Source organism: Pseudarthrobacter sp. BIM B-2242 (genome assembly GCF_014764445.1).
In the GTDB taxonomy this organism is placed as follows: domain Bacteria; phylum Actinomycetota; class Actinomycetes; order Actinomycetales; family Micrococcaceae; genus Arthrobacter; species Arthrobacter luteus_A.
Genome location: NZ_CP061721.1, coordinates 3,449,444 through 3,462,739 on the forward strand (window position 1 = coordinate 3,449,444; position 13,296 = coordinate 3,462,739).

Here is a 13,296-nt window from a genome sequence, read left to right on the forward strand (position 1 = left end):
TTGTCCCTTCTGTGTCCGGCCGAGTTGCCGGGCTGATTCGACTCTTCCGGGCTTCCCACGGGGCGGTAAGGGCGAAACTCCTCCAAGTGGATAACCGGGCCTGTGAACAGGTTGTGGAGGAGGGGACGGAACCAGTGCCAGGACCCGGCGTTACGATCCAGAGGGAACCAGCGCCAGGAGAACGGGCACCACGCCGAGGCAGATGAAGGCAGGAAGGGAGCACAGGCCCAGCGGGATGACGAGCTTCACGCCCAGGGAGGCGGCGCGTTTCTCCGCCGCACGGAACCTTTCCCGGCGCAGCCTGGCGGCCTGTGCATAGAGAATGGCGGACGACGGCGCGCCGGTCAGGGCGGCAAACCCGAGTGCATCACGCAGTTCCAGGATCTCGGGAAGCCGGACTTCGGAACTGCGCCAGGCCGTCTCCCAGTCGGCCCCGATGGCCAGTGCCGAGACTACCGGGCGCAGCGCCTGGCGGTAGTCCTTGGACGCGGAGGCCGCAATGAGTTCCAAGGAGCGTCCAATTCCGGAGCCGGCGTCCAGCATTGCGGCCACAAGTTCCAGCATCATGGCTGTGTCGCGCAATCCGTCAGGGAGGCCCTGGCCATCGCCCTGCCGGGAGCCATCCCGGGCGCTCCGCGTACCCGGTTTGTTGCCGGACCGCCCGGACCGCACACCCAATCTCAGCAGCCGCTGCCGTACCCGGCCCGGCTGTGAAAAGACCAGACTTGAAACGAGGACCAGGAGAACGGCGAGCACAACCCCGGGCACAAAGTGACCTGTCACGGCACGGCCCCTGCGGCAGCGTGGACCAGGCGGGCGGACCAGATTCTCCCGGCCACGGTGAGGGCCACCCCCGCTGCGAGCGCCGCCATGCCCAACGGCGTCCCGAACAGCATGGCCAGGGGGTCTGCACCCAGGGCCATGCCCAGGCCCAGGCCCGTCGCTGGCAGCCAGGTCAGGAGGCTCACGGTGGCCTTGGGCCCGGCAAGCGCTGTTTGCCGGGCGGCGTCCGCGTCATCTTCCACCTCCAGCTGGGCTGCGAACCGCGCCAGGACATCCGCCAGGGGACAGCCGCTGGCTTCGGCAATGTCAAAACACGCGGCCAGCTCCAGCCAGATCCGGGTCTCCCTGCCGGCAGCGCGCGGAAATGCTGCCGGGGCGGCTCTCCTGATCGCCTCGGACACCGGCAGGCCCCGGGATGCAGCGGCCCGGACGGCGCCCAGCATCGCCAGGGAACCGGGGCTCAGGCCAGGTACATTACGCCCGGCAGCTCGTGCCTTGGCTGAAGCAGCCGGTGCCTCGGCCGGAGCAGTTCGTGCCTTGGCCGGAGCAGCTGGTGCCTCGGCAGGATTCCTTTGCCGGGCAATGCCTGATGGGCCACGTCCGCTTTCTTCCGGACGGCCGTGGTGGACCAGCCATAATTCGTCCCACAGCCGCGCCGGTGTGCGCCCTCCCTTCAGCAACGCCGCGAGCTGCTGGACCACCAGGGTCAGCGAAAGCTGACCTTGGCCCTGTCCGGCACGGCGTACCTTGCGCCATGAAAGGCCAAAGCTGAATCCCGGCGCCGAACGGTCGATGCTTCCGTCACCGTGCAGGGCATCCGGACCTGCGGCGCGGCCCCGGCCGGTGCTCCCTGCAGCCCGCCGAAACCGGCCCGCCGCACCGCCGGGCGGCCGGAACAGCAGAATGACAGCAGCGGCGAGGATGCCGGCCAGCACGGCCGTCACGCCGCGGCGCCCAGCTCAGGCGACATCCCCAGCCGCTCACTCAGCAACTCCCAGGCGGGCCCGGCGGCTAACCGGTTGAGCCGGTTCTCAAGGGCCGGGACCACAGCCAGTCCTCCGGGGCCATCCTGCACCACGCCCACACAGGATACCCGCCGTCCCTGACGCGACCGCTCCACATGCACCACAACGTCCAGTGCACTGGCTGCCTGGAGCCGGACCGCGTCCTGGCCTAGCCCTGCGAGTGCGCCCAAGGCCGTCAACCGGGCTGGGACGGCGGTGGCCGTATTCGCGTGAATGGTCCCTCCTCCGCCGGTGTGGCCGGTGTTCATGGCCGTCAGGAGTTCCCGAACCTCGGCGCCCCGGCACTCCCCCACCACCAGGCGGTCCGGGCGCATCCGCAGTGCTTGCCGGACCAGTTCGCCCAAATCCACCTCGCCTCCGCCTTCGAGGTTTCCGTGCCGGGACTCGAGCGAAACGATGTGCGGATGGACGGGGTTCAGTTCGGAGGCGTCCTCGATCAGGACCAGCCGCTCCGCCGGGGAACACAGCCCCAGCAGGGTAGAGAGCAGAGTGGTCTTCCCCGAGCCGGTGGCTCCGCTGATGAGGAAGCTCAGCCGGTGCCGGACAATGCCCTCCAAAACCTCATGCACCACGCTGCCGAACATCCCGCCGGAGCTGAGCTCCGCCATGGTGAAGACCTGTTCGCGCCGGATCCTGACACTCAGCAGGGTGCCCGCTGTCGAAATCGGCGGCAGTACGGCGTGGACACGGTAGCCGCCTTCGAGCCTGACATCAACGCACGGCGAACCGTCGTCCAGCCGCCTTCCGCCGGCAGCCACAAGCCTCGAAGCCAACGCCCTCACCTGGGCTTCGCCGGCAAACGAAACCCCCGCCGGTTCGATGCCCCTCCCCCTGTCGATCCATACCGAGTCCGGGGCATTGACGAAGATGTCCGTGACCCGGACGTCCCGGGTCAGCTCCTGGAGGGGTCCAAGTCCGTTCAGCTCCGCGCTGATCCGTTCGACGGCCGCCAGGGAACCGGCTGTGCCCAGCAGCCGTCCGGTGGCCTGGACAGCTGCCGCAACGCGGGAAGCCGTAACCGGACCGGCGTCGGCCATGACCGACTCGCGGACCGTTTCCAGCAGTGCCGAATCAACACCGCGAGGGTCCAGGACACGTGCCTGGCGGCGGCGCGCTCCGGCAGGCTGAACCGGTGGAAACGGCATGGACGGCGGACCGGCCTGCCTGGTCACAGCAACTCCCCCACCGGGATGTCGCCGGCCACAAGATCCAGCACAGATCCGGCGAAGTGCCTGATGCTTCGCCGGTTGCCCAGGTCAAGAAGCCGCCCGTTTTCCCCGGCCGCGGTGACGCCCCGCAGCTCCGGCACCCGGCCCTGCACTGGCAGACCAACAGCGTCCGCAATCAGTCCGGCGTCCAGTGCGGCGCCGGTTTTGCCCCGGACCAGCAGCGCCGCCTCAACCGGGGGAAGTTCGTGGAGCAGCCGGGCCGTTGCCACGGCGGCTTTCAGCTGTGCCGGCACAACCACCAGAAGCCGGTCACAGTCCCAGGCAAACATGTGGACGGGCTCTGCGCCGCGACCAATGTCCACCACCACCAGTTCGTAGCCGCGGCGGGCAGCATCCAGCACACCACCCGCGGCAGCAGCATCCACAGGCGCCGGACGATCGCGGCTGCCCGGCCAGGACAGGAATGAAAACCCGCCGGCGACGGGCAGTGACTCGGCGAGCTGCTCTGGATCGATGCTGCCGCTGGCGCCGGCCAGATCCGGCCAACGCAGGCCGGGCGTCTCCTCGGCGGCCAGCGCGAGCTCCAGGCCGCCGCCCCAGGGATCGCCGTCAACCAGCAGGACCCGGACACCCAGCCTGGCTGCTGCCTGTGCAATCCAGATGGCCGAGGTGGTGGCTCCGGCCCCGCCGCAGCCGCCTGTGATACCCAGAACCAGGCCGCCGGCTTCGGGCGAACGCGATCTGCTCAGATGCTCAGCCAGCCAGGCCGAGGCATCGGGAAGCACTGCCACCCGCTCCGCCCCGAGGGCCGCAGCCAGGTGCCAGAGGCTGTCCCCTTCCCCGTTGAGGCCCACCAGTACCGCGGGTGCCCGGCGTCGCGGAGGCAGTTCACGGACATCGCTTCCCACCAGCACGGCGGCGGCGGAGTCCCAATATTTGGCCGCATCCGCGACGTCTGCCACGACCCTTAGCTGTCCGCCGGCGGCAGCCACAATCTGCTCCACCTGCCCCTGCAGAAAGTCCTGGCCGGTGACCAGCAGCACCTCGTCTGCCGCCGTGTCCGGCAACCATGCCCCGGCAGCCGGCCCGGAGCCGGACGTTCCGGCGCCCAACCCGCCGGGCCCCACCCCGCCGGCACCTAACCCACTGGCCTCGAAGCCGCCGGCCCCGGGCTCGGCGGATGCAGCTCCACGGGGAGGGGAGGACCGGGCGCGGGGCCGCTGGGAAGACGGCTGGTCGGAAGGTGATGGCGATAGCTGGTGCCTGCTCATGGAGCAACTCTCCACGTCACCGGGTCCGACACACAGGGGCCGTTCCCTCTATGTGGACAACTCCACTCATCCGGAAAGGAATGGACCTACGGGCCGATGACCCTGGAGGTCCACATCCCTCCCGCCCGGCTACTGCTTCCCGTACTTTCGGTGGACGGCCTGCTTACTGACGCCCAGGCACAGGGCAATCGCTTCCCAGGACAAACCCGCCTGCCGGGCCTTGCGGACCAGGGACGCCTCAGTGCGTCCCACTTCCTTGTGCAGTTCGGCCACCGCGTAGAGCGCTTCCGCAGGCCCTTTTCCGTCCATTGATGCCACCAGCATTTTCATTCGTTCCACCTCCATGCCGTCAACACTAGTTGACAACCTGATTGGCGTCAACAAACGTTGACGGAGAACCGCCGTCCATCCGCGCCCCCGCCACAAGGCAGAATTGACGGTATGTACCTGCTGCTCGCCGCCCATTCCCACGGCGCAGCCCTCCAACAGGTCACCGAGGCCGGTGATCCGCACCCGGACCGCCCTGAACCGCGGCTGATCAGCGCAAGCGAGCTGCCCGGCGTCGTACGCCACCTCGAAACCCGGCCCCGCGAAGCGCCGCCGCGTTGGATCTGGCACCGCACGCAGGACTGGTACCCGGCGCTGCTGGCAGCCGGAGTGGAAGTGGACCGCTGCTACGACCTCAGCCTGTGCGGGACGATTCTGGCCTACTCGGAGTTCACCGCCCACACCGAGTACGCCCTGAACGCCGAAAAGGCCACGCTCGACGATCCCCGGGAACCGCCCCGCGCCCTCCAGCCGCCACCCCCGCCCGCAGACCAGGGCGCACTCTTCGACGATCTCCGGCACCGGGCGCCGCGCCACACACTGGCGGACCTGCGCGCCGAATTCGCGGCCCAGCAGACAGCACTGACCGCAGCCGCCCCGGACGGGAACAAGCGGAAACGGCTGCAGCTGCTGCTTGCCGCCGAGTCCGCCGGCGCCATGATCGCGGCAGAAATGCAGCACAGCGGTGTCCCTTGGCGGGAGGACCTGCACGAGCAGATACTCGCCGAATACTTGGGACCCCGCCCTCCCGCGGGCCACCGGCCTGCGAAACTCGAAGCCCTGAACACCGAGCTCCGTGCCCTCCTGAACTCCCCCGCGCTGAACCCGGATTCGCCGCAGGAACTGATGCGCGCGCTGCACCGCAACGGCATCGAGGTCAAGAGCACGCGGCAGTGGGAGCTGATGGAGTCCAGCCATCCCGCCATCGAACCGCTCCTCGCCTACAAAAAACTGTCCCGCCTGCACACCGCCAACGGCTGGGCCTGGCTGGATGCGTGGGTGAGCAACGGCCGGTTCCAGCCCGAGTATGTGGTGGGCGGCGTGGTGTCCGGCCGGTGGGCCTCCCGGGGCGGCGGTGCCCTGCAGATTCCCCGGCAGATCCGCGGTGCCGTCCATGCCGATCCCGGCCACAAGCTCATCGTCGCCGACGCCTCCCAGTTGGAACCGCGTGTCCTGGTGGCCCTGGCGCAGGACGCCAAAATGGCTGAAGCTGCGCGCGACAAGGACCTTTACGCGGGCATCGCCGCGCAGGGCTTCGGCGGCGACCGCGCCAAGGCCAAGGTGGCCCTCCTGGGCGCCATCTACGGCGCCACCACCGGGGAATCCGGGCGGCTCATGCCGCAGCTGGCCCGCACCTACCCCCGCGCCGTCGGCTTCGTGGAGCAGGCAGCGCGTGACGGTGAGGCCGGCGGGACCGTCACCACACGGCTTGGCCGCAGCAGCCCGCCGCCGTCCGAACAGTGGTTCCGGAGCCAGCAGTCGGCAACGGCGGAGGAACAGCGCCGCGCGGAAGCCATCGCGCGCTCCCGCGGCCGCTTCACCCGCAACTTCGTGGTGCAGGGCTCTGCCGCCGACTGGGCGGCGTGCTGGCTGGCTGAATTACGACGCCGGCTGCGGTCCCTGCGTGCCGACGGTTCGGTTCAGGCGGAGCTGGTCTTTTTCCTGCACGACGAGGTGATGGTGCACGTCCCCGAGTCCGGAGTTGCCGCCTGCATCCGCGCCATCGAGGAAGCGGCTGCCGCGGCAAAGGAGCTCCTGTTCGGACCCATCCCCGTGGAATTCCCGGTCAGCGTGGCCGTGGTGGATTCCTATGACAACGCCAAGTAGCGGAAGGTAACCTACCCGGCAGTAGCTGGTTCTGCGCTGTGACGGTGGTTACAGTCGGGGAAGACCCGCTGAAGCAGACGGCGGGGCTAAACATGCAATGACGCATATTAGGGGAGGTCCGGATCATGCCCGGCAGGCTAGAAATACATCGGGTGAGTGACGAAGCCTATCGCTTCAATCTCACTGACAAAAACGGCAAGGTTGTGGCCGTTTCGCCCGACTTCAAGCACCTTGGGGCGCTGAAGGACGGCATCAAGGCCTTGCGTGAAAACGCGGCAACCGGAGTGGTTGTGGATCTGCGCCATAAACCGCATCCGAGCTAGGCGGGCCAAACCCCGCACCGGCAACCGGGCCCGGCCGTCAGGCCGGGCCCCAGCCATTTAAGGCCGGCTGGAGAACTTAGAAAGCTACCTCGTGCACGCGCGTCCGGTCCCACGGCACGGCCCAGCCCAGCTGTTCAAAGAGGCCATCAAGAATAATCCCGGTGAACCCCCAGACCAGCACGCCGTTCACGGCGAACGCCGGACTGCTGAAGGTCCTGCCGTCACGGCCGACTGTTGCAGTCACCCGGTTGGCCGGGTCCAGCAGGTCGCGGACAGGGATCCGGAAAACCTGCGCGGATTCGGCGTAATCCACCACGTGGACCGGCGACGGCGACGCCCACCAGCCGAGCACGGGCGTCACCAGGAAGTTGCTGCGGGCCAGGCCCAGCTCCTGAAGGGTGCCCAGGACTTCCACTCCCGTGGAGTCCAGCCCCGTTTCTTCCTCGGCTTCCCGCAGGGCGGCGGCAATGGGGGTTTCGCCCTCATCAATGCCCCCGCCCGGAAAGGCGACCTGGCCCGGGTGCGAGCCGAGCGTGTGCGCGCGCTCCAGCAGCAGGACATCAAGATCCGCCGCGGCCAACAGTTTGTCCGACGCCGCCGGAACGTCGTCCAGCACACCGAAGAGCATCAGGATTGCGGCCTTGCGGGCCACGCTTTCGTCCACCGTCAGAGCTGCCCACGCGGTGTTGGGCGCGTCCACTGTGCCGTCATCCGATCTGCGCACCAGGTCAATCAGATCCTGCCGTGCGGTCACGGTACCCGCCTCTGGGATTCCATCCGGATCTCGGCCGCACGGTGCGTTTCGGCCAACAGCTGCTCCAACAGAGCCTCGTTTCCGGGCGCCAGTTCGTATTTCAGGAGCTTGGCGGCTTTGACGGGGTCCGTCTCGCCGAGGCCATAGCTGGGGCACCAGTTCGCTACGGGGCACGCGCCGCAGGCCGGCTTCCGTGAGTGGCAGACACGCCGCCCGTGGAACACCACCCGGTGGGACAGCATGGTCCAATCCTTGGGCTCGAACAGCTCGGCGACGTCGAATTCAATCTGGACGGGATCCTCGGACCCGGTCCAGCCGAAGCGCCGGGCCAGCCTGCCGAAGTGCGTATCCACAGTAATTCCCGGGATCCCGAAAGCGTTGCCCAGCACCACGTTGGCGGTTTTCCGTCCGACCCCGGGAAGGGTCACCAGGTCTTCGAGCTTGCCGGGCACCTCGCCGTTGAACTCGTCCACGAGCCGGTGGCTCAGGGCCAGGACATTCTTCGTTTTGGCCCTGAAGAAGCCGGTGGGCTGCAGGATGGCTTCCAGCTCGGCGGGATCGGCCTCGGACATGGTGCGGGCATCAGGGTACCGGGCAAACAGGATCCTGGTGACCTGGTTGACCAGCACATCGGTGGTCTGCGCCGACAGCACGGTGGCCACCACCAGCTCGAACGGGTTCCGGAAATCCAGCTCCGCGTGGGCGTACGGGTATTTTTCCGCCAGCGCCCTGTTGATCCGCCGGGCCCGGCGCTTCAACGCCAGCAGCGACTCCGCGGCTATGCCGGGCGATGCCGGCCGCGGCGCGGGACCCCGGGCCAGACGGGGGCCGGTTCCTGTTCCGGGCGTACGGGAGGTGGCCACGGTCGGGGCTAGCCGCGCTCGATGTTGCTGAGATCGCGCAGCAGGCCCAGGCGTCCGTCGGTGTGCTGGACCAGGAACTCGTGGCCCCGGTCTTCGAGCGCCAGCACCCAGCCACCGGGTTCGATCACAAAGGCAGGGGCGCCGGTGTGGGGGTCCACGGCGGTGCGGTGCTGTGCCACGGCAAACCAGAAAGCCTCATGCACCGGCTGTTCCTCGGATTCGTCCGGCCGGCTGGCAGGGTCCACTGTCGCGCCGATGGGCTCGGCGTTGCGCACCTGCTGGTGCACCGCCGTGGCGGCGGGTTCGGCGGCGGCCGGGCGGGAGGCGGCACCCGCCTGCGCTCCGTCGTCGTGCGCTGCAGCTTCGGCAACAGGCGCCGCAGCTGTCCGGGGCGCTGACGAGCCGCCAGCGGGGATGTCACCCAGCTTCGTCTCATCGGCGGCGGATGCTGCGGAAGCGTTTGACGCTGAAGGCACGACGTCGGCCGCCTGGGTTGCGGGGCCTGCGTCACCGGCAGCGGTCCATTCCCTGACCTCGGGGGCGGTAGAAACTGCTCCGGCCGCGGCCGGAGCGCCAGCACCGGCGCCCGCAGCGGCAACGCCCGTAGCGGAAGCGCCTGTGTTGGCGGGCGCGGACGCCGCAGGAGCCGAGGCGCCGTGCGACGTCTGTGCAGGCTTGGAAGCAGCCGAACGGTTGGCCGGCCAGAGCCCGGCAGGGATCCCGAAAGCCGGCTTGGACGCCGCCCCCGCCTCTGCGGCGGGCTTGGGTTCCTTGGGCGTGTGCGGCTTGGGAAGCGGAACGGCCGCGTCGCGGGCCATCACGTGGGCGGCGGTTTCGTCGCGTCCCAAAAAGTCGCCGGCGAAGTACGGGATGAAACGGCTCAGCACCGTTGCGGCGAACAGGATGGCGGAGCCCGCCAGGCCCACCAACAGGCTGGGCACGTAGGCTGCAGCGGCGGACACAAAGAAGAACGCGAGAGCGAAGGACGCCACCACCGAGGCGAACTGGTCAACGGACAGTGAGCCGATCCGGACCTTGGTGGCGGGAGCCAGCCGGCGTGCGGCAAAAAGGGCGGTGACGATCATCGGCAGGACGATGCCCAGTCCGAGGAAGAACAGGCTGCCAGCATTCCAGAGGTTGAACCGGCCAAGGAAGATCGGCAGCAGAGAGGCCACCAGGAGAACCAGAGTGGCGCCAAAAACCGTCAGGTCACGCAGCGTAAACGGGCCCAGTACGGCCTGGTTGGTGGTGCCGGGCTTGGCGCCGGCCTGCCGCTGCGGGTCCTGCGCTGCGCCATTTTCCGGCGTGGCGTCATGCCCTGCCTCCGTTGCGCGGCCAAGTTTCTGGCCGGAGCTTTGCTGGTTCATTCTGTTCTCCTTAGCGTGGCGGCACGGGGCGGTTCCGCCCCAAAAACTGTGCCGTCCGGAACGGCGGCAGCGGCCAGGTCCGGGCAGTGATGCACCGGGTCCGACAGCTCCGTAGAAAGTCACAATTCACATCTCAGCCTAGTCATCCGTATGGCCGATCACTAGCTGATCCGTGGCGCCGGGAGCTCAGCGTGCACGGCCCCGCAACCATTCACCGCTAAATAAATGCCGTTCGCGGGCTGCAGTGTGACAGCTGACACACAGGAGCAGGTGCAAGCATTAGTCTTGTTCCGGAACAGCTCTTTGCGGAACTTCCGTGATCCGCCTTGCCCGATGCCGCGCACAGTGGCGGAGCACGGCGAGGTGACGGCCGGCCGCAGCAAAGACCGATGAATGATGAGGTTCACCAATGTCCCAGGACACTCCCGGCGCCACCGCCACTGCCCCCAAAGCCGCTGAGCAGAGCCTGCAGGGCGACGCCTTTGAAAACCTGCTCCATGAGAACCGCACCTTCCCCCCGAGCCCCGAATTTGCTGCCGACGCCGTTGTCACCGCAGCCGATTACGCTGAGGCCGACGCCGACCGGCCGGCTTTCTGGGCCCGGCAGGCCCGCGAGCTGCTGACCTGGTCCAAGGACTTCGACCAGGCCCTTGACTGGTCCAATCCGCCGTTCGCCAAGTGGTTCGTCGGCGGAGAGGTCAACGCGGCCTACAACGCGCTGGACCGGCACGTGGAGAACGGCCTGGGCGACCGGGTGGCCATCTACTTCGAGGGCGAGCCCGGGGACACCCGCACCTACACCTACGCGCAGCTCACCGACGAGGTGAAGAAGGCCGCCAACGCGTTCGAGTCCCTCGGCGTGGCCAAAGGCGACCGGGTGGCCGTCTACCTGCCCATGATCCCCGAAGCGGTGATCACTCTGCTGGCCTGCGCCCGGATCGGCGCCGTGCACTCGGTGGTGTTTGGCGGGTTCTCCGCCGACGCGCTCCGGTCCCGGATCGAGGATGCCGAAGCGAAACTGGTGGTCACCGCCGACGGCACCTACCGGCGCGGGAAGCCCAGCTCCCTGAAGACCGCTGTCGACGACGCCCTCGCCGCCGAGGGCCACACTGTCCAGAACGTCGTGGTGGTCAAGCGCAACGGCCAGGACGTGGACTGGCACGAAGGCCGGGACCACTGGTGGGCGGACACAGTTGAGGCGGCATCAACCGAGCACACCGCCGTCGGGCACGATTCCGAGCACCCGCTGTTCATCCTCTACACGTCCGGCACCACGGGAAAGCCCAAAGGCATCCTGCACACCACCGGCGGGTACCTCACCCAGGGCGCCTACACCCACAAGGCAGTCTTCGACCTGCACCCCGAGACGGACGTGTACTGGTGCACGGCCGACGTCGGCTGGGTCACCGGGCACTCCTACGTCGCTTACGCCCCGCTCATCAACGGCGCCACCCAGGTCATGTACGAGGGCACCCCGGACTCCCCGCACCAGGGCCGCTGGTGGGAGATCATCGAGAAGTACAAGGTCTCCATCCTCTACACCGCCCCCACCGCGATCCGGACGTTCATGAAGTGGGGCCGGGAGATCCCGGACAAGTACGACCTGTCCTCCCTGCGCGTCCTCGGCTCGGTGGGCGAATCCATCAACCCCGAAGCCTGGATGTGGTACCGGGACGTCATCGGCGCCAACAAGACCCCCATCGTGGACACCTGGTGGCAGACCGAAACCGGCGCCCAGATGATCGCCCCGCTCCCCGGCGTGACCGCCACCAAACCCGGCTCCGCCCAGACACCGCTGCCCGGCATCGCCGTGGACGTCGTGGACGAGATGGGCGAATCCGTCCCTGACGGGCACGGCGGCTTCCTGGTCATCCGGGAGCCCTGGCCGGCGATGCTCCGCGGCATCTGGGGCGATCCTGAGCGGTTCAAGGACACCTACTGGTCCCGCTTCGAGGGCATGTACTTCGCCGGTGACGGCGCCAAGAAGGACGAGGACGGCGACGTCTGGCTCCTGGGCCGCGTGGACGACGTCATGAACGTCTCCGGCCACCGGCTCTCCACCACCGAAATCGAATCCGCCCTGGTCTCCCACCCCGCCGTGGCCGAAGCCGCCGTGGTGGGCGCCTCGGACGAAACCACCGGCCAGGCCGTCGTCGCCTTCGTCATCCTCCGCGGCGACGCCGTGGACTCCGGCGACGCCATCGTCCAGGAACTCCGCAACCACGTCGGCAAGGAAATCGGCCCGATCGCCAAACCCAGAACCATCCTCGTGGTCCCGGAACTGCCCAAGACCCGCTCCGGCAAGATCATGCGCCGCCTCCTCAAGGACGTCGCAGAAGGCCGCGAAGTAGGCGACGCCACCACCCTCGCCGACAACACCGTCATGGCCCAGATCGCCGCGTCGCTCAAGAAATAAGGAGACAGGAGCGGCCCCGGACCGGCGGGCAGAAGCGTCAGGCATGTTAGCTTGAAGTCGCGTGCACCCGCCACCGATGCCGGGGCCGTTCCTGGAGGGGGAGTTCAATGAGTGGGAATGTGCGTTGGGGCGTCCTGGGTACCGCCCGAGTCGTCCGCAAGACGATTCCGGCGTTGCAGGAAACGAGAAACGGCGAGGTAGCGGGCATTGCTTCCCGCAGCGAGGAAAAGGCCCGGGAATACGCTGCCAGGCACGGCATCCCGCAGGCGTTCGGCTCGTACGAGGCGCTGCTCGCTTCGCCGGACATCGACGCCGTGTACATCGCCTTGCCGAATGCACTGCACCGTGAGTGGATCCTCAAATCCTTGGACGCAGGCAAGCATGTCCTCTGCGAAAAACCCCTGGCGATGAGCGCCGCCGAGTGCGGGGAGATTGCGCGCAAGGCCGGGGAGACCGGGCTCAAGGTCCTTGAAGGTTTTATGTACCGTTTCCACCCGCGTTTCGAAAAGCTGCAGGAGCTGCTGGCGGCCGACGCGGTAGGCAAGCTGACATTTGTCCACGTCGCGCACTCCTTTGACGCGGGCGGAGACGATAACATCCGCTGGTATGCAGGGCTCGGTGGCGGCGCACTGTTTGATACCGGGTGCTACGTCGTCAACATGAGCCGGATGGTCACGGGGCAGGAGCCGGCTCACGTCGCCGCCTTTGGCAACTACCGGGACGCCAACGACGGCGGCCGGATCGACACGAGCATTGCGGGCATGCTCCGCTTTCCCGGCGGCGCAACCGCGCTTTTTGATACGGGAGTCAACCTCGAGCGCCGTAACTTCCTGGAAGTAACCGGAACTGAGGGACGGCTCTATCTCGACAATCCTTTTGGGCTCCTGGAGGAGGATTCGGTTTTGGAGGAGCATCACTTCGGGCAGGACACCATCCGTCACACGATCAAGGGCGGCGCGAACCACTTCGTCCGGATGGGCGAACACTTCGCCGACAGCGTCCTGAACGGTACACCGCTCCGCTATGACCTCACGGACGCGGCAAACAACGCTCGGGTTTTGGAGGCACTGGACCACGCAGCGCGGACACAGGAGGGGGCACCTGAACCCTCGCTGCGTTCTGGGGCAGGCGTCAGCTGAAGGTTCCGCCGTTCAGGCCGCTCCCCCTTCCG

Annotated in this window: 12 protein-coding genes; 4 read left to right on the forward strand and 8 right to left on the reverse strand. The window is 67.9% G+C overall.

Going from position 1 to position 13,296, the window contains the following annotated elements; translation table 11 throughout:
* Positions 1–150: 150 nt before the first annotated feature.
* The 5 genes from IDT60_RS15925 to IDT60_RS15945 all read right to left on the reverse strand — a co-directional run bounded on the left by IDT60_RS15925 (position 151) and on the right by IDT60_RS15945 (position 4,593).
* The gene (locus IDT60_RS15925; protein WP_191079782.1) at positions 151–783 is read right to left on the reverse strand and encodes a type II secretion system F family protein; all 633 of its coding nucleotides are present in this window, start codon (positions 781–783) and stop codon (positions 151–153) included.
* Positions 780–1,727 (reverse strand): type II secretion system F family protein, encoded by a 948-nt coding sequence (locus IDT60_RS15930; RefSeq protein WP_191079783.1) that lies wholly within the window; start codon positions 1,725–1,727, stop codon positions 780–782. The genes IDT60_RS15925 and IDT60_RS15930 overlap by 4 nt, the downstream gene beginning before the upstream one ends.
* Complete coding sequence (locus tag IDT60_RS15935; RefSeq protein ID WP_191081984.1) at positions 1,724–2,953, reverse strand: TadA family conjugal transfer-associated ATPase; 1,230 nt, start codon at positions 2,951–2,953, stop codon at positions 1,724–1,726. Before IDT60_RS15935 ends, IDT60_RS15930 begins: the two co-directional genes overlap by 4 nt.
* A gap of 23 nt (positions 2,954–2,976) precedes the next feature.
* Positions 2,977–4,248 carry a septum site-determining protein Ssd gene (gene ssd / locus IDT60_RS15940; protein WP_191079784.1) on the reverse strand — a complete coding sequence of 424 codons (1,272 nt, stop codon included), beginning with the start codon at positions 4,246–4,248 and terminating at the stop codon, positions 2,977–2,979.
* Positions 4,249–4,377: 129 nt separating this feature from the next.
* Positions 4,378–4,593: an AsnC family protein gene (locus tag IDT60_RS15945; RefSeq protein ID WP_164205161.1), complete on the reverse strand. Its 216-nt coding sequence runs from the start codon at positions 4,591–4,593 to the stop codon at positions 4,378–4,380.
* Between the two features lie 96 nt (positions 4,594–4,689).
* Between IDT60_RS15945 and IDT60_RS15950 the strand changes: the two genes are divergently transcribed.
* Positions 4,690–6,402: a bifunctional 3'-5' exonuclease/DNA polymerase gene (locus IDT60_RS15950; RefSeq protein ID WP_191079785.1), complete on the forward strand. Its 1,713-nt coding sequence runs from the start codon at positions 4,690–4,692 to the stop codon at positions 6,400–6,402.
* Positions 6,403–6,554: 152 nt separating this feature from the next.
* A complete protein-coding gene (locus tag IDT60_RS15955; RefSeq protein WP_370590697.1) occupies positions 6,555–6,725 on the forward strand; it encodes a YegP family protein in 171 nt (56 codons plus the stop codon).
* Between the two features lie 76 nt (positions 6,726–6,801).
* On the opposite strand, the gene IDT60_RS15960 is transcribed toward IDT60_RS15955, so the two are convergent.
* The 3 genes from IDT60_RS15960 to IDT60_RS15970 are packed head-to-tail and all read right to left on the reverse strand — an operon-like array spanning position 6,802 to position 9,709.
* Positions 6,802–7,479 (reverse strand): CoA pyrophosphatase, encoded by a 678-nt coding sequence (locus IDT60_RS15960; RefSeq protein WP_164205155.1) that lies wholly within the window; start codon positions 7,477–7,479, stop codon positions 6,802–6,804.
* Complete coding sequence (gene nth, locus IDT60_RS15965) at positions 7,476–8,300, reverse strand: endonuclease III (RefSeq protein WP_223883996.1); 825 nt, start codon at positions 8,298–8,300, stop codon at positions 7,476–7,478. The genes IDT60_RS15960 and nth overlap by 4 nt, the downstream gene beginning before the upstream one ends.
* Positions 8,301–8,350: 50 nt before the next feature.
* Positions 8,351–9,709: a hypothetical protein gene (locus tag IDT60_RS15970; protein WP_191079787.1), complete on the reverse strand. Its 1,359-nt coding sequence runs from the start codon at positions 9,707–9,709 to the stop codon at positions 8,351–8,353.
* A gap of 409 nt (positions 9,710–10,118) precedes the next feature.
* On the opposite strand from IDT60_RS15970, the gene acs reads away from it, so the two are divergent.
* Complete coding sequence (gene acs / locus IDT60_RS15975; protein WP_191079788.1) at positions 10,119–12,125, forward strand: acetate--CoA ligase; 2,007 nt, start codon at positions 10,119–10,121, stop codon at positions 12,123–12,125.
* Positions 12,126–12,232: 107 nt separating this feature from the next.
* Positions 12,233–13,264, forward strand: coding sequence for a Gfo/Idh/MocA family protein (locus tag IDT60_RS15980; protein WP_191079789.1), 1,032 nt, complete (start codon positions 12,233–12,235; stop codon positions 13,262–13,264).
* Positions 13,265–13,296 lie beyond the last annotated feature (32 nt).

What these genes read in the sequence shown, in the direction of transcription:
- IDT60_RS15970 (WP_191079787.1), bottom strand. Translation starts at nt 9,709, where the DNA reads ATGAACCAGCAAAGCTCCGGCCAGAAACTTGGCCGCGCAACGGAGGCA.
- IDT60_RS15945 (WP_164205161.1), bottom strand. Translation starts at nt 4,593, where the DNA reads ATGGAGGTGGAACGAATGAAAATGCTGGTGGCATCAATGGACGGAAAA.
- IDT60_RS15935 (WP_191081984.1), bottom strand. Translation starts at nt 2,953, where the DNA reads ATGCCGTTTCCACCGGTTCAGCCTGCCGGAGCGCGCCGCCGCCAGGCA.
- acs (WP_191079788.1), top strand. Translation starts at nt 10,119, where the DNA reads ATGTCCCAGGACACTCCCGGCGCCACCGCCACTGCCCCCAAAGCCGCT.
- ssd (WP_191079784.1), bottom strand. Translation starts at nt 4,248, where the DNA reads ATGAGCAGGCACCAGCTATCGCCATCACCTTCCGACCAGCCGTCTTCC.
- IDT60_RS15980 (WP_191079789.1), top strand. Translation starts at nt 12,233, where the DNA reads ATGAGTGGGAATGTGCGTTGGGGCGTCCTGGGTACCGCCCGAGTCGTC.
- IDT60_RS15950 (WP_191079785.1), top strand. Translation starts at nt 4,690, where the DNA reads ATGTACCTGCTGCTCGCCGCCCATTCCCACGGCGCAGCCCTCCAACAG.